Origin of the sequence: Rodentibacter pneumotropicus DSM 21403 (genome assembly GCF_000379905.1) — a bacterium.
Taxonomy (GTDB): domain Bacteria; phylum Pseudomonadota; class Gammaproteobacteria; order Enterobacterales; family Pasteurellaceae; genus Rodentibacter; species Rodentibacter pneumotropicus.
In genome coordinates, this window is the sequence record NZ_KB904040.1 from 201,259 (window position 1) to 227,945 (window position 26,687).

Annotated in this window: 25 protein-coding genes and 1 tRNA gene; 13 read left to right on the forward strand and 13 right to left on the reverse strand. The window is 39.8% G+C overall.

Annotated features, from left to right (window positions below; translation table 11 throughout):
* Positions 1 to 14: 14 nt before the first annotated feature.
* From rpmF to dprA, 6 genes are all read right to left on the reverse strand, one after another.
* A complete protein-coding gene (gene rpmF / locus A3GE_RS0101015) occupies positions 15 to 185 on the reverse strand; it encodes a 50S ribosomal protein L32 (protein ID WP_005544470.1) in 171 nt (56 codons plus the stop codon).
* Between the two features lie 22 nt (positions 186 to 207).
* The gene (yceD, locus tag A3GE_RS0101020) at positions 208 to 732 is read right to left on the reverse strand and encodes a 23S rRNA accumulation protein YceD (protein WP_018355424.1); all 525 of its coding nucleotides are present in this window, start codon (positions 730 to 732) and stop codon (positions 208 to 210) included.
* Between the two features lie 251 nt (positions 733 to 983).
* On the reverse strand, positions 984 to 1,949 hold the full coding sequence (gene pfkA / locus A3GE_RS0101025; protein ID WP_018355425.1) for a 6-phosphofructokinase: 966 nt from the start codon (positions 1,947 to 1,949) through the stop codon (positions 984 to 986).
* A 116-nt stretch (positions 1,950 to 2,065) separates the two neighbouring features.
* The gene (locus A3GE_RS0101030; protein WP_026215337.1) at positions 2,066 to 2,647 is read right to left on the reverse strand and encodes a hypothetical protein; all 582 of its coding nucleotides are present in this window, start codon (positions 2,645 to 2,647) and stop codon (positions 2,066 to 2,068) included.
* The gene (gene yaaA, locus A3GE_RS0101035; RefSeq protein WP_018355427.1) at positions 2,640 to 3,416 is read right to left on the reverse strand and encodes a peroxide stress protein YaaA; all 777 of its coding nucleotides are present in this window, start codon (positions 3,414 to 3,416) and stop codon (positions 2,640 to 2,642) included. Before yaaA ends, A3GE_RS0101030 begins: the two co-directional genes overlap by 8 nt.
* A 42-nt stretch (positions 3,417 to 3,458) precedes the next feature.
* Positions 3,459 to 4,580, reverse strand: a complete 1,122-nt coding sequence (gene dprA / locus A3GE_RS0101040; protein ID WP_026215338.1) for a DNA-processing protein DprA — start codon at positions 4,578 to 4,580, stop codon at positions 3,459 to 3,461.
* Positions 4,581 to 5,114: 534 nt separating this feature from the next.
* On the opposite strand from dprA, the gene leuA reads away from it, so the two are divergent.
* The 6 genes from leuA (at position 5,115) to sodC (ending at position 12,867) form a co-directional block, all read left to right on the forward strand.
* Positions 5,115 to 6,668, forward strand: coding sequence for a 2-isopropylmalate synthase (gene leuA / locus A3GE_RS0101045; RefSeq protein WP_018355429.1), 1,554 nt, complete (start codon positions 5,115 to 5,117; stop codon positions 6,666 to 6,668).
* A gap of 551 nt (positions 6,669 to 7,219) precedes the next feature.
* Positions 7,220 to 8,296 (forward strand): 3-isopropylmalate dehydrogenase, encoded by a 1,077-nt coding sequence (leuB, locus tag A3GE_RS0101050; RefSeq protein ID WP_018355430.1) that lies wholly within the window; start codon positions 7,220 to 7,222, stop codon positions 8,294 to 8,296.
* A gap of 102 nt (positions 8,297 to 8,398) precedes the next feature.
* A complete protein-coding gene (leuC, locus tag A3GE_RS0101055) occupies positions 8,399 to 9,808 on the forward strand; it encodes a 3-isopropylmalate dehydratase large subunit (RefSeq protein ID WP_018355431.1) in 1,410 nt (469 codons plus the stop codon).
* A 25-nt stretch (positions 9,809 to 9,833) separates the two neighbouring features.
* On the forward strand, positions 9,834 to 10,436 hold the full coding sequence (leuD, locus tag A3GE_RS0101060; RefSeq protein WP_018355432.1) for a 3-isopropylmalate dehydratase small subunit: 603 nt from the start codon (positions 9,834 to 9,836) through the stop codon (positions 10,434 to 10,436).
* Between the two features lie 142 nt (positions 10,437 to 10,578).
* On the forward strand, positions 10,579 to 12,237 hold the full coding sequence (locus A3GE_RS0101065) for an LTA synthase family protein (RefSeq protein ID WP_018355433.1): 1,659 nt from the start codon (positions 10,579 to 10,581) through the stop codon (positions 12,235 to 12,237).
* A gap of 81 nt (positions 12,238 to 12,318) precedes the next feature.
* Positions 12,319 to 12,867 (forward strand): superoxide dismutase family protein, encoded by a 549-nt coding sequence (gene sodC, locus A3GE_RS0101070; RefSeq protein WP_018355434.1) that lies wholly within the window; start codon positions 12,319 to 12,321, stop codon positions 12,865 to 12,867.
* A gap of 151 nt (positions 12,868 to 13,018) precedes the next feature.
* Here the strand turns inward: sodC and plsB are convergent, their stop codons facing one another.
* Positions 13,019 to 15,448, reverse strand: a complete 2,430-nt coding sequence (gene plsB, locus A3GE_RS0101075) for a glycerol-3-phosphate 1-O-acyltransferase PlsB (RefSeq protein WP_018355435.1) — start codon at positions 15,446 to 15,448, stop codon at positions 13,019 to 13,021.
* Between the two features lie 160 nt (positions 15,449 to 15,608).
* Between plsB and lexA the strand changes: the two genes are divergently transcribed.
* On the forward strand, positions 15,609 to 16,238 hold the full coding sequence (gene lexA, locus A3GE_RS0101080) for a transcriptional repressor LexA (RefSeq protein WP_026215339.1): 630 nt from the start codon (positions 15,609 to 15,611) through the stop codon (positions 16,236 to 16,238).
* Positions 16,239 to 16,371: 133 nt separating this feature from the next.
* Positions 16,372 to 17,196: a diaminopimelate epimerase gene (dapF, locus tag A3GE_RS0101085; RefSeq protein ID WP_018355436.1), complete on the forward strand. Its 825-nt coding sequence runs from the start codon at positions 16,372 to 16,374 to the stop codon at positions 17,194 to 17,196.
* Between the two features lie 41 nt (positions 17,197 to 17,237).
* Here the strand turns inward: dapF and dusC are convergent, their stop codons facing one another.
* The 5 genes from dusC to dauA all read right to left on the reverse strand — a co-directional run bounded on the left by dusC (position 17,238) and on the right by dauA (position 22,282).
* Complete coding sequence (dusC, locus tag A3GE_RS0101090; protein ID WP_018355437.1) at positions 17,238 to 18,173, reverse strand: tRNA dihydrouridine(16) synthase DusC; 936 nt, start codon at positions 18,171 to 18,173, stop codon at positions 17,238 to 17,240.
* Positions 18,174 to 18,176: 3 nt separating this feature from the next.
* The gene (djlA, locus tag A3GE_RS0101095; RefSeq protein ID WP_018355438.1) at positions 18,177 to 19,046 is read right to left on the reverse strand and encodes a co-chaperone DjlA; all 870 of its coding nucleotides are present in this window, start codon (positions 19,044 to 19,046) and stop codon (positions 18,177 to 18,179) included.
* 73 nt (positions 19,047 to 19,119) lie between these two features.
* The gene (pyrE, locus tag A3GE_RS0101100; protein WP_018355439.1) at positions 19,120 to 19,761 is read right to left on the reverse strand and encodes an orotate phosphoribosyltransferase; all 642 of its coding nucleotides are present in this window, start codon (positions 19,759 to 19,761) and stop codon (positions 19,120 to 19,122) included.
* A 3-nt stretch (positions 19,762 to 19,764) separates the two neighbouring features.
* On the reverse strand, positions 19,765 to 20,481 hold the full coding sequence (gene rph / locus A3GE_RS0101105) for a ribonuclease PH (protein ID WP_018355440.1): 717 nt from the start codon (positions 20,479 to 20,481) through the stop codon (positions 19,765 to 19,767).
* Between the two features lie 58 nt (positions 20,482 to 20,539).
* The gene (gene dauA, locus A3GE_RS0101110; protein ID WP_026215340.1) at positions 20,540 to 22,282 is read right to left on the reverse strand and encodes a C4-dicarboxylic acid transporter DauA; all 1,743 of its coding nucleotides are present in this window, start codon (positions 22,280 to 22,282) and stop codon (positions 20,540 to 20,542) included.
* Positions 22,283 to 22,407: 125 nt separating this feature from the next.
* Here dauA and A3GE_RS0101115 point away from each other — a divergent pair.
* Positions 22,408 to 22,497 (forward strand) — tRNA-Ser (locus A3GE_RS0101115).
* A gap of 213 nt (positions 22,498 to 22,710) precedes the next feature.
* Positions 22,711 to 23,919, forward strand: a complete 1,209-nt coding sequence (locus A3GE_RS0101120; protein ID WP_018355442.1) for a tyrosine-type recombinase/integrase — start codon at positions 22,711 to 22,713, stop codon at positions 23,917 to 23,919.
* Here the strand turns inward: A3GE_RS0101120 and A3GE_RS0101125 are convergent.
* On the reverse strand, positions 23,910 to 24,164 hold the full coding sequence (locus A3GE_RS0101125; RefSeq protein ID WP_018355443.1) for an ogr/Delta-like zinc finger family protein: 255 nt from the start codon (positions 24,162 to 24,164) through the stop codon (positions 23,910 to 23,912). The genes A3GE_RS0101120 and A3GE_RS0101125 overlap by 10 nt on opposite strands.
* Before the next feature lie 476 nt (positions 24,165 to 24,640).
* On the opposite strand from A3GE_RS0101125, the gene A3GE_RS0101130 reads away from it, so the two are divergent.
* The 3 genes from A3GE_RS0101130 (at position 24,641) to A3GE_RS0101140 (ending at position 26,668) form a co-directional block, all read left to right on the forward strand.
* A complete protein-coding gene (locus A3GE_RS0101130) occupies positions 24,641 to 24,862 on the forward strand; it encodes a helix-turn-helix transcriptional regulator (protein ID WP_018355444.1) in 222 nt (73 codons plus the stop codon).
* Positions 24,859 to 25,554 carry a hypothetical protein gene (locus A3GE_RS0101135; protein WP_018355445.1) on the forward strand — a complete coding sequence of 232 codons (696 nt, stop codon included), beginning with the start codon at positions 24,859 to 24,861 and terminating at the stop codon, positions 25,552 to 25,554. The genes A3GE_RS0101130 and A3GE_RS0101135 overlap by 4 nt, the downstream gene beginning before the upstream one ends.
* A gap of 154 nt (positions 25,555 to 25,708) precedes the next feature.
* Positions 25,709 to 26,668 carry a hypothetical protein gene (locus tag A3GE_RS0101140; protein WP_018355446.1) on the forward strand — a complete coding sequence of 320 codons (960 nt, stop codon included), beginning with the start codon at positions 25,709 to 25,711 and terminating at the stop codon, positions 26,666 to 26,668.
* The last annotated feature ends 19 nt before the right edge of the window (positions 26,669 to 26,687 follow it).

Here is a 26,687-nt window from a genome sequence, read left to right on the forward strand (position 1 = left end):
CCTATAAGTAAAAATTACTTATTAATCACTTTACGACCACGATAGTAACCGTCTGCGGTTACGTGATGGCGTAAGTGAGTTTCACCACTTGCTTTATCCACTGATACTGCAGCAGTAGTCAATGCATCGTGTGAACGACGCATATCACGACGTGAACGAGATTTTTTATTTTGTTGAACAGCCATTGGCTATACTCCTAAATTTAATTTACTTTTGTTTTAAATTAGCTAATACAGCGAACGGGTTCGGTTTTTTTGCCAATTCTTCCGGCAATTCGCCAAAAACCTGTTCCTGCGCGTACACTTCACAGTGTTCAGATGAATGCTTTGGTACAAGTGGCAGGGTTAAAATTAACTCATCTTCCACTACACCAAGTAAATCTATTTCACCGAATTCATTAAATTCAATCGGTTCATAAATTTCTGGCAATACATCAGCCTGATCCCAATTAGCCACCGGACTATAAATAAAATCACATTCCAATGTATGTTTAAATGGTTCACCACAACGCTGACATTCTAATTCAACATCAACCTGTGCTTTCCCTTTCATCACTACTAATTTTTGCGGATCAATATAAAACGATAATGTTACCTGTGCATCGCTAAGCACATTTACCACAGATTCAGCTAACCGCACTAACTGATTAATCGTATAACAACCTTCATAATCAATTCGCTGTTGTGCGCCTTTAACCGGATCAACGGTGAGGGGTAGTTTTACCTTTTGCATAGGGCGTGAATATTACCCGTTGTAAAGAAAATAGTCAAAGGGAAATCACACTTTTTACGCAATAAAGATACGCAAATTTCAGATAAAATTAACTTTTACAAAAATTCCCTTTTTTCATCACTCCAAAATTGAGGAAATTGTTCGTGGTATATCAATTACGCTACCAAATTCAAGACTAAATAAGCCTACATATTATTCACTTACTATCATTAAAAATGCGGCTGAAAACAACCGCACTTTCTTTTTACGAATTATTCTAAGCGTTTCGCCACTTCCAACCAATCCGCTTTAAATTCACGGCGCATATTATTAATCGCATCAATAATATCATGGTGAACAAGCTGTTCATTTTGGATACCCACACAATAACCACCTTTACCTTGAAGCAGAATATCCACCGCATAAACCCCCATACGAGAAGCTAAAATACGGTCAAATGCACAAGGTGAACCACCACGTTGGATATGGCCTAATACAGTAGCACGGGTTTCGTGACCTACCCGTGCTTCAATTTCTCTGGCGAGAGAATGTACATCAGTAATTAATTCAGTGATTGCAATGATAGCGTGACGTTTACCACGAATAATACTGCGTTCAATTTGTTGCACTAACTCTTCACGATTAAATTCTATTTCAGAGGCAACAATATATTCGCATCCGCCCGCAATACCTGCAGAAATCGTTAAATCGCTACAATGACGTCCCATAATCTCTACGATAGAAATACGTTGATGGGAACTTGAGGTATCACGTAAACGGTCGATAGCATCCACTGCCGTTTGTAACGCGGTTTGATAGCCGATAGTATAATCGGTACCCGCCACATCATTATCAATGGTACCCGGAATCCCCACACAAGGAAAACCATGTTCTTCCGTTAAAAGTTTTGCCCCCATATAGGAACCGTCACCACCGATTACCACTAAGGCATCAATACCATGTGAGCGTAAAATCTCTGCACATTTTGCCCGCACTTCCGGATTTTTAAACTCAGGGAAACGAGCAGAACCTAAAAATGTACCACCACGATTAATAATATCGGATACGCTATAACGATTTAATTGCTTAATTTTGTTATTGTATAAGCCTTGATAACCATCATAGATACCAAAAACATCTAGCCCTTCCGCTAATGCCGCACGCACTACGCCACGAATAGCCGCGTTCATACCCGGTGCATCACCACCACTGGTTAATACCGCAATTTTTTTAATCATATATTACCTGCTTAAGTTAAATTTAATCAAATCTGGAATATGCTAAGGTTACACTATTCAAACATACTGCTCTATAAAAAATTTGAGAAATTTTATCCCTTGTTCTAAATATACTTTTACTTCAAACTCTGGCAATACCACTGCCAATCCATTTTATCCAAGAGCTTCATTTCTTTCTCAATCAAATATTTTTTCAAATGCCGTAATGCTTTTTTATCATTTAAGCGCCGGCTATTTTTTACTTTTTGTGAATACTGGAATTGAACAAAACCGCATTGTGGAATTTCTTTGCCTATCATGACATTCACTTGCCAAGAAGGCATTTTATCCGTAGGTGCATAAACGACGTAGCCCTTTATCCCCTCATCTTTTTTTGTTTTCTCATTTCTGATCGGAGTCAATTTGAAGGATGCAACATCTGTATTACGATAAATCCGCTCGCGTAATGTAACACGTTCTTTAATATCGCGGTGTTGTTCATTACGATCCAACAGCAATTCTATCTGAGATTGCCATTTTTCTAAGGTATCGGGTTTACTCAAATAAATATAACGTGCCACAGGACCTAAATCCTGTTCGACAATCATGCGATAAGTTTTATTGTGATATTTAATTTGATTAGGTACATCTAGTTGAGAAGATGTACTTACGCACGCAGAAAGCAAAAGTGCGGTTAAAATAACAAGAATTTTATTCATCATGATCTCGCTTAAATACAAATTCATTTTCGGTAGAAGCCGTTGTATCAAACCAATATCCTCCCAAATCAAAGTCTTTTAACTGCTCAACCTGGGTTAAACGATTTTGAATCATATAACGGCACATTAAGCCACGGGCTTTCTTCGCATAAAAACTGACAACTTTATAACGACCATTTTTATTATCCAAAAAAATCGGTTTTACAATATGCGCCTGAAGCCCATTTTCTTTTACGGACTTATAATATTCATCGGAAGCAAGATTTACCAGCACATTATCTCCCTGCTCATCAAGTGCCTGTTGCACGGCTTGGGTGATCACATTGCCCCAAAATGCGTAAAGATCCTTGCCTTTGGCATTCACTAATTTTGTTCCCATTTCCAAGCGATAAGGCTGCATCAAATCAAGAGGTCGAAGTAAGCCATATAAACCCGATAACATACGAAGATGAGATTGTGCAAAACTAATATCCTCACCAGATAAGGTTTCAGCATCCAATCCTGTGTAAACATCGCCTTTAAAAGCAAAAATAGCCGCACGGGAATTTTGTTCATTGTGTTCTTTTGTCCACTCGGTAAAACGTGCTGCATTTAAACCGGCAAGCTTATCACTAATGGACATTAATGAAGCAATATCTTGTGGAGAAAGTTCACGGCAAATTTCAATTAATTGCTCGCTATAATCGGTTAAGTGCGGTTGAAAAACAGGGAATTTTCTGACCGCACTTTCAAAATCTAAGGTCTTTGCAGGGGAAATAATAGCTAACATAGTTGATCCTCAATAAAATTGCGGAGCTATCTTAACATATTTCTATACTCGTTTATAAAGTCCATTTTCATTGAGGATCAAATCCTGTAATTCTAGATCTAAAAGTTGCACCAACAATACCTCTACACTTAAACCAAACTCTTGAGCAAGATCATCAATACTCACTGGAGTATAGCCAATTCTCGCATAAAGTTTCGGATGGCTTGGGGCTTCGATTAACCGATGAGAATACGGAGGTGGCTTACAGCTTTCGCTTTCAAGCCGACTAAAATCAATCTCTGTTTGGCTATGGAGAGAATGTTGATACAAGGCTTCTAAAATATCTTTCACATTCTCTACCAACATAGCCCCTTGTTTAATCAAACGATTACAGCCTTGACTAAACTCACTTTGAATGTTGCCGGGTACGGCGAAAATTTCCCGATTCTGTTCCAACGCATAACGTGCAGTAATTAACGAACCGCTTTTTTCAGTGGCTTCAACTACCAATGTCCCCACAGAGAGACCGCTAATAATACGATTACGACGGGGAAAATTTGTTGCAATCGGGGGCTGGTTTGGCATAAATTCCGAAACCAACGCCCCATTGTTTTCCAAAATTTGTTCGGCAAGCCGTCGATTATTTGCCGGATAAACTTCCTCTAATCCGCTCCCCAAAACAGCAATGGTCTGCCCTTTAATATCCACTATCGCCTGATGACAATATCCATCAATGCCTAATGCCAATCCGCTTGTAATAGTAAAACCGGCACAGGAAAGCTCCGTGGCAAAATACTTTGCCCAATATTCACCATAGGACGTACAGTATCGACTACCGACTATTGCTATTTGACGCTGTGAAATTGCTGTTGCATTCCCCTTAACAAATAGGAGAGGAGGAAAGCTCCCGATTTGCTTTAACAAAAAAGGATAAAAAGGTGAAAAATAATTCACTAAATGATTCCCTTCTTTTTCTGCCCAAACGAGAGCAGATTCTATAAATTTCTTTTCCGGTTTAAACCAACGACGAATCTGAATTGCCCCCCAACCCATTTGACGAAAAACACTTTCATCTGCGTTCAACAATTCATCTAATGTCATGGCTGATAAAATTTTGTTAATCGTTACACCGCCTAATTTGGGCACCTGCATCAAACGAAGCAAAGTTTCATTAATATTTGTCATTATTTTCATCATCCCTTCTTTAGTGAGGGTCAAATTGTTCAAGAAACTTAAAAAAGTTGCGAGTTTTTAACCGCACTTTTGCGAGAAAGATCGTAAAAATAAAGAAAATTTGATGATTTTTTTACACTCTTAGAAATAAATGAAAGGCAGAGAAAAAATAGGTTTTAAACCGAAAACAAAGGAATATTATTCCAATAAAACAAAAATAAAAAGACTATTTAACTACACAGATATTACTAATAGCACAACAAAAGAGATAAAACACTAAAAAAGCATTTGACAGTTTTTTATTTATTCGTAACATAACAAGCGTTTTACAACGAATTTTTATAGGATTTTTATGTTTTCTTCTGTTTCTTTATCTCTCAACCTGCTACTCACACATTCTTTGTGCGGCTAGGTTGTGGATGAAAAACAATTAAATGTAAATTCCCTTTTTAATCAACCCGCACTTCACAGAACTGCGGGTTTTTGTTTAAAAAAATTTTGCAAAAAACAACCGCACTTTTGGAGTGATTTTAGAAGGATATTGTTATGACAGAGCGCGTCATTATTTTTGATACCACTTTGCGTGACGGCGAACAAGCATTAAAAGCGAGCTTGACCGTCAAAGAAAAATTGCAAATTGCCTTGGCATTGGAACGCTTAGGCGTGGATGTGATGGAAGTGGGCTTTCCGGTATCTTCTCAGGGAGATTTTAAATCGGTACAAACTATCGCCCGTCATATCAAAAATTCCCGTGTTGCCGCCCTGTCCCGTGCCGTTGATAAAGATATTGACACCGCCTATGAAGCCTTAAAAATTGCAGAAGCCTTCCGTATTCACACTTTCATCGCCAGTTCTGCCTTACACGTAGAAGCGAAATTGAAACGCACCTTTGATGATGTGGTGGAAATGACCGTTGCTGCGGTAAAACGTGCCCGTAACTACACAGACGATGTCGAATTTTCCTGCGAAGATGCTGGACGTACCGGGATTGATAATATTTGCCGCATTGTAGAAGCCGCCATTAACGCCGGTGCAACAACGGTCAATATTCCCGACACCGTGGGCTATTGCTTACCAACAGAATACGGCAACATTATCGCGCAAGTACGCAATCGCGTGCCGAATATCGATAAAGCCATTATTTCCGTGCATTGCCACAATGATTTAGGCATGGCAACCGCCAATTCCTTAACTGCCGTACAAAATGGAGCACGTCAAATTGAGTGTACGGTTAATGGTATCGGTGAACGTGCCGGTAATACGGCCCTTGAAGAGGTGGTAATGGCAATTAAAACCCGTCAAGAATTGTTAGGTGTGGATACTCGTATTAACACGCAAGAAATCCACCGTGTCAGCCAAATGGTGAGCCAGCTTTGCAATATGCCAATTCAACCGAACAAAGCGATCGTTGGTTCTAACGCCTTCGCCCATTCCTCAGGTATCCATCAGGACGGCATGTTGAAAAACAAAAATACTTACGAAATTATGTCACCGGAAACCATTGGTTTGAAGAAAGAAAAATTAAACCTCACCGCCCGTTCCGGTCGTGCAGCAGTGAAAGGTCATATGGCGGATATGGGTTACACCGAGCAAGACTACGATTTGGATAAATTATATGATGCCTTCTTGAAATTGGCAGACAAAAAAGGACAAGTGTTTGATTACGATTTAGAAGCCTTGGCATTTATTGATATGCAGCAAGGTGATGAAGATCGTTTGGTATTAGACAAACTCTCTGCACACTCCACTAAAGAATATCCGGCCACCGCATTTGTTCAATTACAATTAGACGGCGAAAAATTAAGCACCTCCTCTATCGGGGGGAACGGACCTGTGGATGCGGTATATAACGCCATCTTAAACTTAACCGGTTTAAACATCAAAATGTCCCACTATCACTTAACCGCCAAAGGAGAGGGTGCAGAAGCCTTGGGACAAGTGGATATTGTGGTGGAACACGAAGGCAGAAAATTCCACGGTGTCGGTTTGGCAACGGATATTGTGGAATCCTCGGCGTTAGCGTTGGTGCATGCGATTAATGCGATTTATCGAGCTCATAGAGTGGCGGATATTAAACATTATAAAGCAGTCGGAGCTTAGTCCCGTTCAGGTTTCGCCCTGAAGGGCAAGTTACTTTTCTTTGCTTTGCCAAAGAAAAGTAACCAAAAGAAAGGCAACCCTGCTTTGCCTTAATCCTTTATTCCATTGAATTTGCTTGACGGAAATTTTCTGAACTCGCTACGCTCAAACAGACGAAAATTTCCTACAAATTCAATTACACAAATGCGGCAAAGAAGGGAACCCATTTTGTTCTTTCTACTAATAAAGTGCAGTAGAAAAACAAACTTAAAATTAACCGCACTTTTAGGACTACTATGGGATCCCCGTGTAAGACGCCCTTATGGAAAGGTCATTTTTAGCTAAATTTGTACTGTTGAGCGTAGCGAGTTGACAAATTTAGCGTAAAGAAAATGAGCTTGGAATAAGAATAAGCTGCTTAGTCGGGGTGTACTTTTCTTTGCTTACTTTCTTTTGTACAAGCAAAAGAAAGTAAGCCGCCATCGGCGAAATCCGATGCTAATAAAAATCGCTATCGGGCGAAACCCGATGTAAATAAAAAAACAGAATTTAAACAAAATAGGAAAAAACAAATGAAATCATACAACATCGCCGTCCTCCCCGGTGACGGAATTGGTCCTGAAGTGATGACAGAGGCGATTAAAGTCCTTAACAAAATCCAAGAGAAATTAAGCGTTAAATTCAACTTTAATGAATTTTATGTAGGAGGAGCCGCTATCGACAATTGTGGCAGTCCGTTACCTGCTGAAACCTTAGAAGGTTGTGAAGAAGCAGACGCTATTTTATTCGGTTCCGTAGGCGGCCCTAAATGGACAAATTTACCGCCGGATCAACAGCCGGAACGAGGCGCACTCTTGCCTTTACGTAAACACTTCAAATTATTCTGTAACCTTCGTCCGGCAACTCTTTACAAAGGATTAGAGAAATTCTGCCCATTGCGTGCGGATATTGCGGCGAAAGGTTTTGATATGGTGGTGGTGCGTGAACTTACCGGAGGGATTTATTTCGGTCAGCCAAAAGGTCGTGAAGGCGAAGGAGGACAAACCAAAGCATTCGATACGGAAGTGTATTACAAATATGAAATCGAACGCATTGCCCGCGCGGCTTTTGAGGCAGCAATGAAGCGCCGTAAACGGGTGGTCTCCGTAGATAAAGCCAATGTATTGCAATCTTCTATTTTATGGCGTGAAACTGTCGCAGAAATCGCAAAAGATTATCCTGAAGTCACCGTTGAAAATATGTATATCGACAATGCGACCATGCAATTAATCAAAGCACCGGAATCGTTTGATGTGTTGCTCTGCTCAAACATTTTCGGCGATATTATTTCCGACGAAGCCGCAATGATCACAGGCTCTATGGGAATGTTACCTTCCGCCAGTTTAAATGAAGGAGGCTTTGGTTTATACGAACCGGCGGGCGGTTCCGCACCGGATATCGCAGGCAAAGGCATTGCCAACCCTATTGCGCAAATTTTGTCGGCGGCAATGATGTTACGTTACAGTTTCAATTTGAACGAAGCGGCTGATGCCATCGAAAATGCAGTACAAAAAGTTTTGGCAGCCGGTTATCGCACCGCAGATTTAGCAGATGATTCCACGCCTGTTTCAACGGAAGAAATGGGGACATTGATTACAAACGCAATTTAACCGTAGGCTGTGTGAAACTACATTTTATGCCCCCTACAAGTGCGGTCAAAATTTAACTCGTTTTTCGACCGCACTTTCCCCTTAATAAATAGAGAAAAGATTATGGCAAAAACACTTTATCAAAAATTATTTGACTCTCACATTGTGTACGAAGTGGAAGGAGAAACACCGATTTTATATATTAACCGCCATTTGATCCACGAAGTGACCAGCCCGCAGGCCTTTGACGGTTTGCGTGTTGCCGGTCGTCAAGTCCGTCAAGTGGGTAAAACCTTTGGAACGATGGATCACAGTATTTCCACGCAAGTACGAGATGTAAGTAAATTAGAAGGTCAGGCAAAAATTCAAGTATTAGAACTTGAAAAAAACACCAAAGCTACGGGTATTCAATTGTTCGATATGAATACTAAAGAACAAGGTATTGTACACGTAATGGGGCCTGAACAAGGGTTAACCCTTCCTGGGATGACGATTGTTTGTGGCGACTCACACACCGCAACCCACGGTGCATTTGGAGCATTAGCATTCGGTATCGGCACCTCCGAAGTAGAACACGTTTTAGCCACGCAAACCTTAAAGCAAGCACGCACGAAAAGTATGAAAATTGAAGTACGTGGCAAGGTTGCAGCGGGTATAACCGCAAAAGATATTATCCTCGCGATCATCGGTAAAACCACTATGGCAGGTGGCACTGGACACGTTGTGGAATTTTGCGGTGAAGCAATTCGGGATCTTTCTATGGAAGGCAGAATGACCGTCTGCAATATGGCCATCGAAATGGGTGCAAAAGCCGGTTTAATAGCACCGGATGAAACCACCTTTGCCTATTTAAAAGGTCGCCCTCACGCCCCGAAAGGCAAAGATTGGGATGAGGCGGTGGAATACTGGAAAACCTTAAAATCCGATGAGGATGCACAATTTGATACTGTGGTGATCTTGGAAGCAAAAGATATTGCCCCACAAGTCACTTGGGGAACCAACCCGGGGCAGGTCATCGGCATCAACCAGTTAGTGCCGAATCCGATAGAAATGGATGATCCCGTCACCCGTGCTTCCGCCGAAAAAGCCTTACAGTATATCGGTTTGGAAGCCAATACGAATTTGAAGGATATTTCCGTGGATCAAGTGTTTATCGGTTCTTGCACCAATGCACGCATTGAAGATTTACGTGCAGCAGCGGCAGTAATGAAAGGGCGGAAAAAAGCAGATAACGTAAAACGAATTTTAGTTGTTCCGGGTTCAGGTCTAGTCAAAGAACAAGCGGAAAAAGAAGGCTTAGATAAAATCTTTATGGAAGCAGGGGCTGAATGGCGTAACCCGGGCTGCTCCATGTGCTTAGGAATGAATGATGACCGCTTAGGCGAATGGGAACGTTGCGCCTCCACCAGCAACCGTAACTTTGAAGGTCGCCAAGGTCGAAACGGACGGACTCACCTCGTCAGCCCTGCAATGGCTGCGGCCGCAGGCATGTTCGGTAAATTTGTTGATATTCGTGATGTCGCATTAAATTAAGGTACGAAAAAGAGGAAAAGAAAAAATGACAGGATTTAAACAACTTTCAGGCTTGGTCGTCCCTTTGGATGCAGCAAATGTGGATACTGACGCCATCATTCCAAAACAATTTTTACAAGCGATCACACGTGTGGGTTTTGGTAAACATTTATTCCATGAATGGCGTTATTTAGATGTAGAAGGCACACAACCGAATCCTGAATTTGTACTGAATTTTCCACAATATCAAGGCGCGACAATTTTGCTTGCCCGTAAAAATCTTGGCTGCGGTTCTTCCCGTGAACACGCCCCTTGGGCACTCGCCGATTACGGTTTTAAAGTGATGATCGCACCAAGTTTTGCGGATATTTTCTACAATAACAGCTTAAACAATCATATGCTGCCGATTCTTTTGAGCGAACAAGAAGTTGAAGAAATTTTCCAATGGGTATGGGCGAATGAAGGAAAACAAATTCATGTAGATTTGGAAGCCATGACCGTAACTGTGGGCGACAAAGTCTATCACTTTGAACTGGATGAATTCCGCCGTCATTGTTTATTAAACGGTTTGGATAACATCGGCTTGACCCTTCAACACGAGAATAAAATCTCAGAATACGAGAAAAATATTCCGGCATTTTTGCGTTAATACCTTTCAAGTGCGGCTAAGATTCTCAGTGTTTTTTAACCGCACTTTTCCCTAAAATTTACCCATAGCGTTTGACAGGCTTTTCCCTTCCCCCTATTATCTCCCAAGCTATCTTATACTTATTACTTCAAGGAACAGCACAATGATTGCTTACACCTTTTTATCTCTATTTACAATCGCAGCCATAATTTTTATCATCAACTCTCATTATCGTTGGACATATCTTTTTGCGATTTCGTTATTCGTTTTTTTCTTTGGCGGAATGCTCACTCTGACAGGACAATGGCAGCGAGCGCTTAATTTCTCCTCCGTACTATTTGTGGCACTCATGCTATTCCACCGCTTAAAAATTCATTATTACAAACAACCTTTACTCATTTCCGATTTTTTTCTAGTAGTCGATTGGCGAAACTGGGAAACCCTGCTCCATTATAAGGGGGCATTAGGCGGTGTAATTGGCTTGCTTGGGTTACTCTGCTATGCGATTTTCTCTTGGTCAAATGCCGAATCATGGGGAATGTTCGGGCATATATTGGGGGCAGTGTTATTTCTCACGAGTTTCGGTTTAATGTGGCATTATTCCAAAGATCCCAACGCATTACAGGTTTGGCTTGATTCCTTACCGGATGACGGACGTGATGTGTTTTTAAATTTACCGATGTCTTGTCGGGGAATTTTCTTTAATGTGCCGCAATTTTCGGGCGAAAGCGAAAATTTCACGAAAAAAATGACCGCACTTTATGCCGAACAACCAGAGCAACATTCCGCCACCAAACCGGATATTGTCGTGGCATTATTAGAATCAACCCTCAATCCCCATCAATTTGCGTTCACTCAACAAAATATCCCACCATTGTCGATGTTTGAACGGCAAAATGATACGGTTTTTATGTCGCCGCTACGGGTACATACCTTTGCCGGCGCGACTTGGCGATCCGAATTTAGCTTTCTTGCCGGTGTGCCCTGCACAGATTTTGGTGCGCTAGCCAGTGGAGTATTTTATTCGGTCGTCCCTCATTTACAGTCAGGATTAATTAAAAATTTACGCGAACAGGGCTATTTCTGCGTGGCACTTTCGCCTTTTACAAAAGGCAATTACAATGCGAAATCCGCCTACGATCATTTTGGTTTCGATCTTATGTTACAACCGCAAGATTTGGGGTATCCCGCCCCTTTGAGCAAAAATTTGTGGACAATCAGCAGTGAAGAAATGATGGCATACACCAGAATGATTTTAGAAAAACAGCATCCTTCGCTCGAAAAAGTTGACCAGCCGATGTTCGTCTATGTTTTAACCATGCGTGAACATGGACCTTACAGTTTGGAGATGGCAAATCGCTATCAACTTGAAATACCGAATCTTAGTGCCAAAAGTATTTCTTCTCTCAATGATTACACGCAACGTATTGTCGATCTTAATGAAGCCATTGAAAAAATGGATGAATATTTACATCAACGCCATAATCCCTTCGTTTTCGGCTATTTCGGTGATCATCAAGTGGCATTTGATAACGCCATACCACCTAAAAAAGGGAATTTTCCTTTCCCTGATTATGTCACTCAATTTGTGGTAAGAAGCAATTTGGAAGTAAAATTTAAACAAAAACAGGCGTTTCTCGATCTCGCCTTTGCCGGTGGTTTATTATTAGACATTGCCGGATTACCGGCACAGGATGATTTTATGAAAGCCAACAAGGCTATGCGCCAATTAAGTGAAGGAAAACTGGAAGATCATCATAATGTTCAATTCGTGAACGATTATCGCCATTATCTTTACCAAACGTTGAAAATCGTGCAATAAATGAAATTTGTAAAATTTGTCGGATTATTGTTTAAATTTGATTACAATGACTCCGAGTTTTTCAAAAATTAAGGAGCTTATATGAGTCTAAAAACTCTCTTAGCATTAACATTGGGTGCCGTTTGTACATCGGCTATCGCAAACGTACAACAAACAACCGATAAATCAATTGAAGTTAAAGTACAGCAACTTGATCCGGTAAACGGTAACAAAGATGTGGGAACAGTAACGATCACTGAATCCCCCTACGGTTTGGTGTTCACACCAAATTTACAAGGTTTGACGGCAGGTTTACACGGTTTCCATCTTCACCAGAATCCAAGCTGTGAACCGAAAGAAAAAGACGGCAAACTCACTGCCGGTTTGGCTGCCGGAGGTCACTGGGATCCAAAAGAAACCAAACAACACGGCTATCCTTGGCAAGATGATGCCCATTTAGGAGATCTGCCGGCATTAACCGTATTACACGATGGTACGGCAACCAATCCTGTTCTAGCACCACGTATTAAACATTTAGATGAGGTTCGTGACCATGCCATTATGATTCATACCGGTGGCGATAATCACTCCGATCACCCAGCCCCACTCGGCGGTGGCGGTGCTCGTATGGCCTGTGGTGTGATTAAATAATCTGTTACTAAAAATATAAAAGCGAGCTAACTAATTTAGCTCGCTTTTATATAGAACATCTCCTTTGATACTAAGCAAAAACAAAGGAGATTGATTTATCGTTATCAATCAGTTTTCTGATAATACAATCAATTCTAACCGCACTTTTGTGCTATTTCATCTCGTCAGCCTTTTCAACCGTACCTTTAATGGTCAAACTGATCTCAGTTGAAATGAGATGTTCAAGGATAGAAGAAAGTTCATCTAAATAAGCGAGATTTCCATTACCTTGTTCATCAAAATAGTTTTCGTTTTTCAGGCTAGCAATAAAGGTAGAGAATACTGCTTTATCAAAAAATTCCGGCGCATTAATACCATGTAACACAGAAAGACGTTGCGCGACCAATTGGCTCTCTTTTTCTAGTGTAGCACGGGCGATTTTTGGATCTTTTTGCAAAATGGTTACAGTAATATAATAGCGCTGCAAAATTTCCCGCACTCCTGCCGCCCAAAGTTGCAAGATACGCACTTTCGGTCGATTAATTGAAAGTAGGTTTTCGCTAGAATAAATCACTTCTTGACGGGTAAATTCAGCAATGATTTTACTAATTTGCTCTCTTAACCCTTCTTGATTGAAATGCAAAAACAATTCCCCTTGTAAGAACGGGTAAATTTTACTCACCGCATCCAACAACAAGTCCCGTTGAATCGTTTCGTAATGCAGAACAATGCTTGCAACTAAAGAAGGGAGTACAAAAGCGTGTTGAATATTGTTGCGATAGTAAGTCATTAACACCGCAGAAGTGCGCTCCAGGCGAACAATTTCACCAAAATTATCCTTCTCTATTAGAACACCGACACGATCAAGGCTTAACACATGCTCCAACATTGTTTCAGGTGAATCTTTTGGAATAACCATATCTTCCGAATAAGGCGCGTGTTGTAACATTTGTTGATAACTATTGAGTTGTTCAACTAATTGTTCACGGGAAAGGGCACGCTGACGGGAAGAAAGTAACGCCATTCCAACCAAATTCATCGCATTAACTGCGGCTGCTTTATTAATATTTATCATCACTTGATTAGAAATCTCACTCACTGCATGGTTAAACCATTGTGGCTTTTCCTCATGGTGATTATCTTTCCAATCGGGAAAATGTTGATTCAAATAATTTGATAAGGTAATAGGTTCACCAAAATTTACAAAACCCTGCCCCAAATTACGTAATTTTTTAATAACACGTATCACTAAACCGGCATTTTCTTTTTCTTTTGCCGCACCACGTAATTCTTTTGCGTAAGTATCTACCTCCAATACGTGTTCATAACCGACATACACCGGCACAACGGAAATAGGTCTGGTTTGATGATGTTGGAGCGCTTGCAATGTCATCGACATCATCCCCGTTTTCGGAGCAAGCAAACGACCGGTGCGAGAACGCCCGCCTTCAATAAAATATTCCACAGAATAGCCACGATGGAATAATTCCGCTAAATATTCACGGAAAATCGCCGAATAGAGACGATTTCCTTTGAACGTACGGCGAATAAAAAATGCCCCCCAGCTCCGGAAAAGACGTCCCACCGGCCAGAAATTCAGATTAATTCCTGCTGCAATATGAGGCGGTACTAACCCTTGATGATAAAGCACATAGGAAAGCAATAAATAGTCAATATGGCTTCGGTGGCAAGGGACATAAACAATTTCGTGTCCCTCAAGGGCAAGTTTACGAACACGATCCGCATTTTGTACATCAATACCGGAATACAATTTATTCCATAACCAACGCAAGAAACGATCCGCCGCACGAAGGCTTGAATGACTGACATCCGCGGCAATTTCATCTAAAATTTTGTAAGCTTCTTTTTGTGCTTTTTCACGACTGATGTTTTTGCTTTTTGCTTCATCATCAATCGCTGCTTGAATCGGTGCTGACTGCAATAATTTATTAAACATCGCTTCGCGATTCGGCAAGCGTGGACCTGTTGCGGAAATACGTTGGCGAGCGAAATGCATTTTTGCAACCCGTGCTAATTTTTGCGCCATTTTTTCATCGGAACCATGCATATTTGCCATATAGCGCAATGAAACCGCTTGAGAAAAACGCACAAACGTATCGCGCCCAAACCAAATTGCTGCAAAGGTTTTCTGTATGCCGTTTAGTAAACGCAAATTAGGTAAACCAGCTTTATCCTCATGCCCCGGAGAGCGCCCCCAAAGTACTGAAACCGGCACGAGCTGCACGTCTAAATCTGCAAAAGTGCGGTGTAATTCCAGGTACTTATTAAAAACTTGAATGGTTTCATCTTTCGCCCCTTTTGATTTAAAAAATCGACGTCCTTCATCCAAATACACATAACGCGGCAACATCACACCCTGTATTTCATTTTTTTCTGCTGGATCAGGTAAGCCTAAACTCAAACAATTACGACGAAAAATGACAAAATCCGTTTGTGAGGTGTAAGGTAGAACATAGACGATAGGTTGAGAAAGATTTAGTTGAAGTTCTTCAGCAGGATTAGCCGGAATAGGGTTATTTTTTACCAAGAATGACAGTGGAAATTCTAATAATTTACGGTAAACATTCACGATACTCGACATAATTAGGTTCTCTTTTAGTTATTCAATTATCGTCACAATAATACCATATTAGCCTCTTTAATCACTCCTTAAAATTTTCCATAGAATATAAATAACAGTTGCAATAGCTTGCCCTCTGTATATAATATCAAAAAATCTGTATATAACGACAGGAGTGGATATGAAACCATTAACCAATAGACAACAGGAAGTGCTGGATTTATTAAAGCGGCATCTAGAAACTACCGGTATGCCCCCAACTCGTGCAGAAATTTCACGTGAGCTAGGATTTAAATCCCCGAATGCAGCTGAAGAACATTTAAAAGCACTCGCCCGCAAAGGTGCCATTGAAATTATCGCCGGTGCGTCACGCGGTATTCGCATCCTAAGTGATTATGATAGCGCTAACGATGAAATGGAAGGTTTACCATTGATTGGTCGAGTTGCTGCAGGCGAACCGATTCTTGCCGAACAGCATATTGAAGCAACTTACAGCGTAGATGCCAGTATGTTCAAACCACAAGCAGATTTTTTATTGAAAGTTTATGGTCAATCCATGAAAGATATTGGTATTTTAGATGGTGATTTACTGGCTGTGCATAGCACAAAAGATGTACGAAATGGACAAGTTGTTGTCGCACGCATTGAAGATGAAGTAACCGTAAAACGTTTTGAACGCAAAGGATCGATTATCTATCTCCATGCTGAAAATGAGGAATTTCAGCCTATTGTTGTAAATTTGGCAGAACAACCTAATTTTGAAATCGAAGGTATTGCTGTTGGAATTATTCGTAACAATGCGTGGATGTAACTCTTAACCAACAAAGTGCGGTCAAAACCAACCGCACTTTTTTATTTTTACCTCTTATTTTCAGCTGTTTGCCATTCAATTCATTGCTTACTATAATGCCGAAATATCATTTTAAAAGAACTAAGGAACGGAAATGCAATTTTCCAAAATGCATGGTTTAGGCAATGATTTTGTTGTGGTCGATGCCATTACACAAAATGTTTACTTTACACCTGAAACGATTAAACGTCTTGCAGATCGTCACCGTGGAATTGGTTTTGATCAACTATTGATCGTAGAACCACCTTACGATCCTGATTTAGATTTTCACTACCGTATTTTTAATGCCGACGGTAGCGAAGTATCACAATGCGGTAATGGCGCGCGCTGTTTTGCACGATTCGTTACACTGAAAGGTTTAACCAATAAAAAAGATATTTCAGTTAGCACGCAAAAAGGCAAAATGATTTTAACCGTAAAAGACAATGGGCAAATTCGTGTAAACATGGGTGAACCTATTTGGGAACCGGCAAAAATCCCTTTTATAGCCAATAAATTTGAAAAAAATTATATCTTACGTACAGATATTCAAACGGTTTTGTGCGGTGCAGTTTCTATGGGAAACCCTCATTGTGTGGTACAAGTGGAAGATATTCGAACGGCAAATATTGAACAACTTGGTCCTTTATTAGAAAGTCACGAACGCTTTCCTGAGCGTGTCAATGTTGGATTTATGCAGGTAATAAACCGTCACCATATTAAATTACGTGTTTATGAACGCGGTGCCGGTGAAACACTGGCTTGTGGTAGTGGGGCGTGTGCAGCCGCGGCAGTGGGAATAATGCAAGGTTTGCTTGATAACAACATACAAGTTGATTTACCGGGGGGAAGCCTTATGATTGAATGGCAAGGCGAAGGTCATCCGCTTTATATGACAGGTGATGCCACCCATATTTACGATGGATATATTCAACTTTAAATACAAAAAGTAGTGCGCTCAAATTTGACCGCACTTTTATTTTACATATCTTGATTTAATCTTTGTCTTAAATCCTCAGCCGTTTGACAAGTTTTTATCTTTTCAAAAACAATATTGGCTTCATCATATTCTTTATTCAAATAACGTAACCACTGTTTAATACGTGCGACATGGTAAAAACCGGAATCGTGAGAATTCTCCATTTCGGCATATTTTTGTAATATCATCTGAATTTCTGACCATGGCATTTTCGGCACATTTGATTTTAAAACGCGGCTTAAATTCGGTATATTTAATGCCCCCCGCCCCACCATAAGATCATAGCAACCTGTTTTCGCAAGACAATTCTGCCCGTCTTGCCAATGCCAAATTTCACCATTTGCAATGACTGGAATGGAGAGATATTCACGAATTTCACCAATTTTTTCCCAGTTAATACGATCGGCACGGTATCCATCTGTCTTAGTTCGACCATGGATAGCGATCTCTGTCGCACCACCTTGTTGTACCGCATCAGCAATCTCAATGGCTTGGGAAATATCATCCCAACCTAACCGCACTTTGACACTGACAGCATGGGGACTCGGTACTGCTTTTCGTAAAGCCTGTGTCGCACGATAAATCAATTCAGGTTGTTTGAGTAACACTGCTCCACCATGACTACCATTTACAGTTTTAGAAGGACAACCACAATTGAAATCAACGCCGCTCGAACCGAGTTCAATGGCACGAATGGCATTTTCGGCTAAGTAATCGGGATGTTGCCCAAGTAACTGAACCCGCACGGGTGTACCAGAGGGCGTGAATCCCTGATTTTTTAGTTCAGGGCATAAACGGTAAAATACTTTTTTAGGAAGAAGCTGATCAACTACACGGACGAATTCCGTAATACATAAATCGTAGTCGTTGATTTCAGTAAGAAGTTGGCGTACGAAAGGATCCAGTACGCCTTGCATAGGTGCGAGAATAACACGCACGTTTTATTTCCAGCCCTTTGATTTGCAAATTAAATCGTAAGCTGATTGAATTTGTTGTGCTTTTTCTTTCGCCATTTCCATCATTTCAGGAGGCAATCCCTTTGCCACGAGCTTATCAGGATGGTGCTCATTCATTAAACGACGATAAGCCCGTTTAACCGTACTCTGATCATCCGATTCATTAACACCCAGCACTTTATAAGCATCACTTAAAGTCGGACCGGAAGAGCGTTGATACCCACTGTTGTTTTGCTGATATTGATAATTTCCTTGTTGTTGATATGCGCCCTGTTGATATTGCTGATAGAATCCGCCTTGCGTGAAAGCTCTGGCGGCCATTTCCATAGCGATCATCTGCTCAAATTGCATACGGGAAAGCCCAAGTTCTTCCGCAATCACATAAAGCACTTCTTTTTCTCCTTCATGTAATTGAGAGTCAGAGAATGCGGCCTGCACTTGCACATGTAAGAACATTCGCAATAAATCTGCCCGTTGTCCACAACCGATACGAAACTCACGAATAACTTGGCGGATTGGGAAGTCGGCTTCTTTACCGCGTCGAAAAGCTTCTTGAGCGAGACTGCGACCGTTATCATCCAACTTCATTTGTGTCATTAACTGATTGGCAATTTGGATATCTTCTTCCGTCACCCGCCCTTTAGATTTATTCAAATGCCCCAATACGGCAAAAGTCGTTTGCATAAAAAGTTCTTGCCGTGTAGTTTTGCGTTTGAAAAAACTTGAGTTTACGGCCCCCAGTTCGTATAACTTTTTATCAGCAATAGATCCCAAAATGAGCCCGGCAATAGCACCAAAAAATCCGCCCATTTTCCAGCCAATAAACACACCTAAAATTTTTCCAATAAAATTCATTCTTTTCCTCTAAAGTGCGGTTAATTTTGCCAATGTTTTTCTAAAATGGAGATAAAGATTGATTTATCAAGTTTTATACACCAAATTCCACTCGATAAGCACGCATTGTCGGCAAATAATCGTGATATTGTGGATCTTGCTCAATAAATTGCATTAAATCATCTAAATCAATGATGGATAACACTCGGCATTGATAATCACGTTCAACTTCTTGAATGGCAGAAAGTGTGCCTTTGCCACGTTCTTTACGATTTAAAGCGATCAATACAGCCGCCAATTCGGCATTATTTGCCTGAATAAGTTCCATCGATTCACGAATCGCCGTTCCTGCGGTAATCACATCATCCACTAATAAGATTTTTCCTTGTAGTGGGCTGCCGATTAAATTCCCCCCCTCACCGTGATCTTTGGCTTCTTTACGGTTAAAACATACCGGTTTATCAATGTCGTAACGGTTGAATAATGCCACAGATACTGTCGTACCAATCGGAATACCTTTATAGGCTGGCCCAAAAATAACGTCAAAATCAACCGCACTTGCTTGAATAGCGGCGGCGTAAAATTCGCCTAAACGCGCTAAATCTGCACCTGTATTAAATAAACCTGCATTGAAAAAATATGGACTTTTACGTCCGGATTTTAAGGTAAATTCGCCGAATTTTAATACGTTACGGCTTAGGGCAAACTCAATAAAATCACGTTTATATTGTTCCATTTTTTATAACCCCAATGCTTCACGTTGTGCGGCAAAAATTTGTTGGCAACCTTGTTTGGCTAAATCCAATAAGGTCAGTAATTCTTCATGACTAAACGGCTCACCTTCGGCGGTGCCCTGAACTTCAATCATACGCCCGTCTTCCATCATCACGACGTTCATATCGGTTTCTGCCGCAGAATCTTCCACATATTCCAAATCACAGACGGCTCTTCCTTCAACAATCCCCACTGAAACAGCAGCGACCAAGCCTTTAATCGGATTTGTTTTTAACGTACCATTCTCAATTAAACCATTAACCGCATCACATAATGCAACAGCCGCACCGGTAATTGAAGCGGTGCGAGTACCACCATCAGCCTGAATCACATCACAATCTAAGGTGATTGCCCGTTCTCCCAAGGCTTTTAAATCAATCATCGCGCGTAAAGAGCGGGCAATTAAACGTTGAATTTCCATTGTTCGCCCACCTTGTTTACCTTTTGCCGCTTCACGTTGCATACGGCTATGGGTAGAGCGTGGCAACATACCATATTCAGCAGTAACCCAACCTTGATTTTGACCTTTTAAAAAACGCGGTACAGTCTCTTCCACCGTAGCAGTACAAAGGACTTTCGTATCACCAAACTCGACGAGAACCGAACCTTCGGCATGTTTGGTGTAATGACGGGTAATTTTTATCGGACGGGATTGATAATTTTCTCGGTTATTTGGGCGCATTGAAAATTCCTTAATATGTTATAAAAAAGCGCACTATTCTAGCACGCTTTTGTTTTTATTATGGATTAGATTGCTCAAAATCGCGAATTTTATTAAAGGTTTCCGGTAAATCAGAGGAAAAATTAATTTTTTGTATTTCAGGTACTGTATTTGATTTCACTAACATCCTGAGCGGTTGGAACTGCATATTACACAAATAAAGTTGCTGGTGCGGTAACATATGTTGCACAAATCTTGTGAGTGCATGAATTCCCCCTGCATCCAGTACCGTCACAGCATCACACTGTAATACGATATGCTTGATTTCATGATCCGTATGTACCGTTTTATCATGCAAATCTGAAAATAATTTATCTGCCGCAGCAAAAAACAAAGGTCCACTAATGCGATAGACTAAAACATCATTAAGATCGTCCGGTGCATTATATTCAATGGCTTTTGTCATTTCCGCAATGGTACGGATAAACAAGAGGCTCGCTAACAATACGCCTACGCTGATTGCAATTACCATATCAAATAACACGGTTAAAATTAAGCAGGTAAATAATACGGTAAGCTCATTTTTACTGGAACGGCGGGCAAGATTTATGATTTCGTGTACACTTGCCATATTCCATGCAACGATTAAAAGTAGCGCAGCCATAGAGGAAAGAGGAAGATAAGAGAGGGCTTTTGCGAAAAACAATAATGCAAATAACACGAGAAGCCCATGCACTACGCTGGCAATCGGTGAAACCGCGCCGGATTTGACATTCGCTGCAGAACGAGCAATAGCTGCCGTAGCAGTGATTCCACCGAAAAATGGGGAAACAATATTTCCTAATCCTTGTGCTAACAGTTCGTTATTCGAATGATGTTTGGTATCCGTCATATTATCAAGCACCACCGCACAGAGTAACGATTCAATCGCACCTAACACCGCCATAGAAAACGCAGCCGGTAACAAGGCTTGCAAACTATCAAAATCCCATTGAACCAACTCACCTTGTGCATGAGGAATATTCCATGGTAAGGAAAGATCTGGCAAAACGTCCGGAATACCATACCCGATTGAACCGTCCGGCAACGTATATTGGAATGCGGATCCAATCGTCTCCACATTAAATTCAAAATATTGTAAAACGAGTGCCAGCATTGTGCCGATAATCACTGCCGGTAAATGTCCCGGTATCGCAAGGCGTAATTTATGCCATTGGGTTAATACCAACAAAGTTACCATGCCCACCACCATATCAGCCCAATTAATCGTAGGAAGTGCGGTCAAAATTGCATGAATTTTTTCTAAAAAATGTGCCGGCATTTGCTCAATCTTCAAGCCTAAAAAATCTTTAATTTGTAGAGTACCGATGGTAATCCCAATCCCACAGGTAAAACCTAAAGTTACCGGCAATGGAATATATTCAATTAATCGACCAAGGCGAAATAGTGCCATTAAAATTAAGATCAGTCCGGAAAGTAGCGTTGCCATCAATAAACCGCTCAAACCAAATTGCTGGGTTACCGGATACAAAATCACCACAAAAGCGGCAGTAGGGCCTGAAATATTGAAGCGGGAGCCCCCCGTAATTGCGATTACCGTTCCTGCGATAATTGCCGTATAAAGCCCATGTTGAGGCGGTACACCACTAGCAATCGCCAACGCCATAGAAAGGGGAATAGCTATCACGCCTACGGTTAAGCCTGCAATAATATCCCGAATGAATGATTTTTTTGTGTATCCGGCTCGAAATGAATCCTTTAAAGCACTGAAAGGTTTTACGGCTAAAAACACATTTTTAGAAAATAATGATTTAAGGTGCATAAAAAAACGGCAAAACATGAACAAAATATCGTTATTCTAACGAAAATTTAAGAAGATTTTTATATTATAGCTCAAAAAACTTGACTAAATTTCTGCAAATCTTTATAGTTTGCGCACCTCAGCACGGTGAGATGTCCGAGTGGTTGAAGGAGCACGCCTGGAAAGCGTGTATGTGGGAAACTGCATCGGGGGTTCGAATCCCCCTCTCACCGCCAGAACACAATTCATCAACGTTCACCAACGTTCACTTCAGATAAAAATTCATTAATATTTCAATGAGTTGCTATTCATTAATGTTCATTACTGTTTATTTCTGATTGCTTATAGCCGCATTTTTTAGATCCCTGTTTAGATCCCTCACTGTTTAGGGCTTTTTGCGAGGGATCTAAAAATGCGATTACACCTTATTCTTTATGAGATGATGTGATATGAGCAAGATAGTTAAACCTTTAACAAATACAACGATTCAGAATCTTAAAGCCGCCGAAAAAGAATACATTAAATCAGATGGGGGCGGACTTTATGTCAGAATAAAACCCAATAGCGCTAAGATTTGGTACTTTGCCTATAAATGGCAGGGGAAACACAGAAAACTTAGTTTAGGGGCGTTCCCTGATTTATCTCTTATCCATGCACGCGAATTAGCGCGGGAATACCGGGGACTTATTTTGCGTAATGTTGATCCGCTAAAGTATCGCCAATCTTTAAATGAGGTTGTAGAGGAAAAGAAAATCACCTTTGCAGAGATGGCGATTAGATGGCGCGATAAACGATTAAAATTGGGGAAACTCAAGGCGCAAACCGTAAATGAAGCATTCCGCCGCGTAGAGTTGCATTTATTCCCTAAAATCGCAGATCTGCCGATTGATGAGGCAAATTATGAGACTTTTGGCCCGGCGCTTTCACCGCTGAAAAATTCCAATACGCTTTATAAAATCAATATTGCTATTAATCAGATTTTTAGAATGGCAGAAGATGAAGATTTGATTATTAAGAATCCTTTTCGCAATATTCATGATGAATTTACGTATGTAGAGACGAGGAATCACCCGACCATTAAGCCGGAAGATTTGCCGCGCCTATTCCAAGTGTTACAAGGGGCAGATGTGAAGAAACCGACCGCACTTTTAATCGAGTGGCAGTTATTGAGCATTTTGAGAAGTTCCGAGGCGGTGACGATAGAATGGGCTGATATTGACTGGGAAGCAAAAGCCTTACATATTCCGGCAGAGCGGATGAAAGGCGGTAAACGTGCGCATAGTGTTCCGCTTTCCTCTCAAGCCTTGAATGTGTTAGAGCAAATGCGCCGTTATACGGGCAACCGTAAATATGTGTTTTGTAGCCGTGTTGCGCCTTATAATCGCCCTATGAATAGCGGTGCGGCTAACGTGGCATTAAAACGAATGGGATTTAAAGATTTGTTAGTCGCTCACGGATTGCGCAGTATTGCCAGCACTTATCTTCATGAGCTTGATATTTTTTCATCAGAAGCCATTGAGCTTTGTTTATCCCATGAGAACCGCGGTAAGGTGCGTGCGGCGTATGATAAATCGAAAAAATGGCGCTCCCGACAAGAAATTATGCAGAAATGGGGCGATTATGTGGAAGAATGTAAATTTAAGGCACTTTACGCTTGATCATTCATTAACACCTCTAAAATTTCTTGTTTTTTGTCATTCGGTAAGCAAGTGAGGATATATTTAAAATAATCTTGTTCTTTTAATTTACTAGGCTTTGTTGTGTGGCTAAATTCTAAATTTAATACGAATTTATGCCCGCAATCCTGATTTTTACAGGTGCAATAGAGCTTAGTAAATTCTTTGTGTTCTCTTTGGCCTTTGTTTATTAGGGCTTTTGAGCCGCATATTTTACACTCTACCATTTACCGCTTTTCCCTCTTAACTGAAATGTTTTTTTGCTATTCAGCCCACGTAAAATCTTGAAATTTATTATAAATCAAATGGTTATAGTTTATATCAAGAAAATCATACTTTTTCTTAACTGAAAAATAGTGAAAAAGAGTGTAATTTTTACAGTTAAGAATTAGTTAGATTGATGTATCTAAAGCTAGATATAGCAAGGGTTTTCGCTATTTTAGCGGCTGAAAATTAACTGTAATTTTATCAATTTTTAACGCAAATTTGGCGGGGGAGGAAGTGGATTTTCCGTGGCGTGGGATTTTCCGTGAAAAATTTCCGTGTCATGTCTAAGAATTGTTTATTTTTTATCCTTTTATTGTGGTTCGTCATTTCACAATTAAATTTTCTATTTGATCCGAGATAAATATTTTATTTTTGCCCTATCCAATGGGATGAATTTGGATACCTATGAATCTACTTTTTTATGATAAGGAAAGTTATGGCCGAGAAGACAGCACAGGCGGAACGATTTATTAAACTGCCGGAAGTGATGAATAAAACAGGCTTAGGTCGCTCCACAATCTATCGAAATATGAAAGCCGGTGAATTTCCTAAAAGTATTCAACTGAATAAACAAAATTCAGTTTGGCTTGAAAGTGAAGTGAATGCCTGGATGAAAGAACAAATTAACAAACGAAACCAACAGGAGACAAACCAATGACACTACAAAATCCGGAAAAGCAAGCGGAACTAGAAAAGCTGATTGCAGAACTAAACAAAAATAATCAAGCCTTTTTAGCCGTTCAAGATAAGGCTTTAACGATTAAATCAAACATTGAACGCAATCAAAAAATGATTGAGGCACTGGAACAGGAAAACCAAGAGGCACAAAAAGAAATTGATAACCTTCAAGTAAGTGATACCGGAGAGATTAATTTTGAGGGCTTTGATGAAGTTTCCGAGCGTGTGAGTAAAAATACATTAAAGATTAATGCACTGAATAAAGTTATCACAAAATTTGATGCGAAATTAAAACTTCTACTAATCACAGAATATAAAGCATTTTCAGATAACTCTATCCGTATCAAAACAAAAGCCTTAGATTTAATTGCTCAAGAATTCATGGAAGAGTTTTTCAAAAGTGAGTCTATGAAGAAAATCAATGAAATCTATTCAATTCTATTTGAAAATAAAAGCAGCGTTTTATTTTCAAACTATATTCACTATAATCATGAAGAAGCATTTTTAAATCTATTTGTTGGGAAAGTTAAATCTCATCTAGATAAAAAATCTGATATTAGCCATTTAAAAATTAATATGCCGGAGATTAAATTTAGCATTCCTAATCCGGGCGGCGGCTCATGGCAAAAGCGTGAATATATACGCGAACTAGAAGAGCTGGCTAATCAGTAGCTGAAAATTGTGGATGGCGCAACGCCCCGTAGAAGATACGGGGCTTTTTTATGCCGTTTTGAACGATTTGGGACGAATTTTGACGACTTGAGACTATTCAAACAAAAAGTATTGTGCTATCTTTACTATATAAATAAACAGTATTGAGACATGTATGAAAAACCAATTTGATGATGATTTTATTCTTCTTGATGATTTTCTTAAACAGAATTTAGAAGTAAACCGAGAACATCTAATGAATTTATTTGATGCTGGTGAAATCTCTCTTTTTACGTTTATTTATTTCAAAAATAAGCAGCTATTTTTTACAAAAAAATTCTCTTTCCCTATACCTAGAAAAAGTGCTAGTTTTTATATTTCTATTATGGATATTTCTGGCTCTTTTGGTTATCACCTAGACGATGAAGATAAATATTATAGCGTGGGTAGAGTTATTTTAAATAAAAGGGGAAAATCATTTTATGCACCTTTATTTGATTTGAAAGGAAAAATTAGCTTTAGTTTTAAATCTAATTTTTTTATGAATGATTCAGATTTAGGGAGACAAGAGGTAATTGTAGTTGATGAAATAGAACAATTTTCTGGCTATTTTTCACTAGTGGGATATAAAGATAAAAAGTTTTATATGAATGGTAATTTATTAGAGAATAAACTTGTTGATTATGAATCTGATGAATGGTTTTGCCCTACCTTTAATATCACTCTTTCTGATATTGTAAATCACGAATTTGATTTTATATCTGAAGTTTATGTTTCAAAATTTCAAATAGAAGATATTTTATATAAGATAGAACACTATGAAGATTTTATTAAACATAAAGAAGATAAAATTAAAGAAGAGATTAATAAAATAGAATCACCCTCAAATAATAACGAAAAAATGTTGTCAAGCCACCGTGCTATTATTAAAGGCTTACTACTTGTTATTGACAAAATACACAATAAGAAACGGATTTTTTCATCACCAAGAGGAAAAATCACAACAAATGAAATCAGCAAAGAAATTTTAACGATTATTGAGGAAAATCCTAATGATTTTCTTGATGATAAAATAAAAGATAGAACAATAAGAAAATATTTAGGTGATGTATTAAAAGAAATTAAAGATGATTAAATAGCGTTTTATGCTAAAA

Excerpts from the sequence above, each read along its gene's own strand:
- rpmF (WP_005544470.1), bottom strand. The coding sequence starts at position 185 with ATGGCTGTTCAACAAAATAAAAAATCTCGTTCACGTCGTGATATGCGT.
- yceD (WP_018355424.1), bottom strand. The coding sequence starts at position 732 with ATGCAAAAGGTAAAACTACCCCTCACCGTTGATCCGGTTAAAGGCGCA.
- pfkA (WP_018355425.1), bottom strand. The coding sequence starts at position 1,949 with ATGATTAAAAAAATTGCGGTATTAACCAGTGGTGGTGATGCACCGGGT.
- A3GE_RS0101030 (WP_026215337.1), bottom strand. The coding sequence starts at position 2,647 with ATGAATAAAATTCTTGTTATTTTAACCGCACTTTTGCTTTCTGCGTGC.
- yaaA (WP_018355427.1), bottom strand. The coding sequence starts at position 3,416 with ATGTTAGCTATTATTTCCCCTGCAAAGACCTTAGATTTTGAAAGTGCG.
- dprA (WP_026215338.1), bottom strand. The coding sequence starts at position 4,580 with ATGACAAATATTAATGAAACTTTGCTTCGTTTGATGCAGGTGCCCAAA.
- leuA (WP_018355429.1), top strand. The coding sequence starts at position 5,115 with ATGACAGAGCGCGTCATTATTTTTGATACCACTTTGCGTGACGGCGAA.
- leuB (WP_018355430.1), top strand. The coding sequence starts at position 7,220 with ATGAAATCATACAACATCGCCGTCCTCCCCGGTGACGGAATTGGTCCT.
- leuC (WP_018355431.1), top strand. The coding sequence starts at position 8,399 with ATGGCAAAAACACTTTATCAAAAATTATTTGACTCTCACATTGTGTAC.
- leuD (WP_018355432.1), top strand. The coding sequence starts at position 9,834 with ATGACAGGATTTAAACAACTTTCAGGCTTGGTCGTCCCTTTGGATGCA.
- A3GE_RS0101065 (WP_018355433.1), top strand. The coding sequence starts at position 10,579 with ATGATTGCTTACACCTTTTTATCTCTATTTACAATCGCAGCCATAATT.
- sodC (WP_018355434.1), top strand. The coding sequence starts at position 12,319 with ATGAGTCTAAAAACTCTCTTAGCATTAACATTGGGTGCCGTTTGTACA.
- plsB (WP_018355435.1), bottom strand. The coding sequence starts at position 15,448 with ATGTCGAGTATCGTGAATGTTTACCGTAAATTATTAGAATTTCCACTG.
- lexA (WP_026215339.1), top strand. The coding sequence starts at position 15,609 with ATGAAACCATTAACCAATAGACAACAGGAAGTGCTGGATTTATTAAAG.
- dapF (WP_018355436.1), top strand. The coding sequence starts at position 16,372 with ATGCAATTTTCCAAAATGCATGGTTTAGGCAATGATTTTGTTGTGGTC.
- djlA (WP_018355438.1), bottom strand. The coding sequence starts at position 19,046 with ATGAATTTTATTGGAAAAATTTTAGGTGTGTTTATTGGCTGGAAAATG.
- pyrE (WP_018355439.1), bottom strand. The coding sequence starts at position 19,761 with ATGGAACAATATAAACGTGATTTTATTGAGTTTGCCCTAAGCCGTAAC.
- rph (WP_018355440.1), bottom strand. The coding sequence starts at position 20,481 with ATGCGCCCAAATAACCGAGAAAATTATCAATCCCGTCCGATAAAAATT.
- dauA (WP_026215340.1), bottom strand. The coding sequence starts at position 22,282 with ATGCACCTTAAATCATTATTTTCTAAAAATGTGTTTTTAGCCGTAAAA.
- A3GE_RS0101120 (WP_018355442.1), top strand. The coding sequence starts at position 22,711 with ATGAGCAAGATAGTTAAACCTTTAACAAATACAACGATTCAGAATCTT.
- A3GE_RS0101125 (WP_018355443.1), bottom strand. The coding sequence starts at position 24,164 with ATGGTAGAGTGTAAAATATGCGGCTCAAAAGCCCTAATAAACAAAGGC.
- A3GE_RS0101130 (WP_018355444.1), top strand. The coding sequence starts at position 24,641 with ATGGCCGAGAAGACAGCACAGGCGGAACGATTTATTAAACTGCCGGAA.
- A3GE_RS0101135 (WP_018355445.1), top strand. The coding sequence starts at position 24,859 with ATGACACTACAAAATCCGGAAAAGCAAGCGGAACTAGAAAAGCTGATT.
- A3GE_RS0101140 (WP_018355446.1), top strand. The coding sequence starts at position 25,709 with ATGAAAAACCAATTTGATGATGATTTTATTCTTCTTGATGATTTTCTT.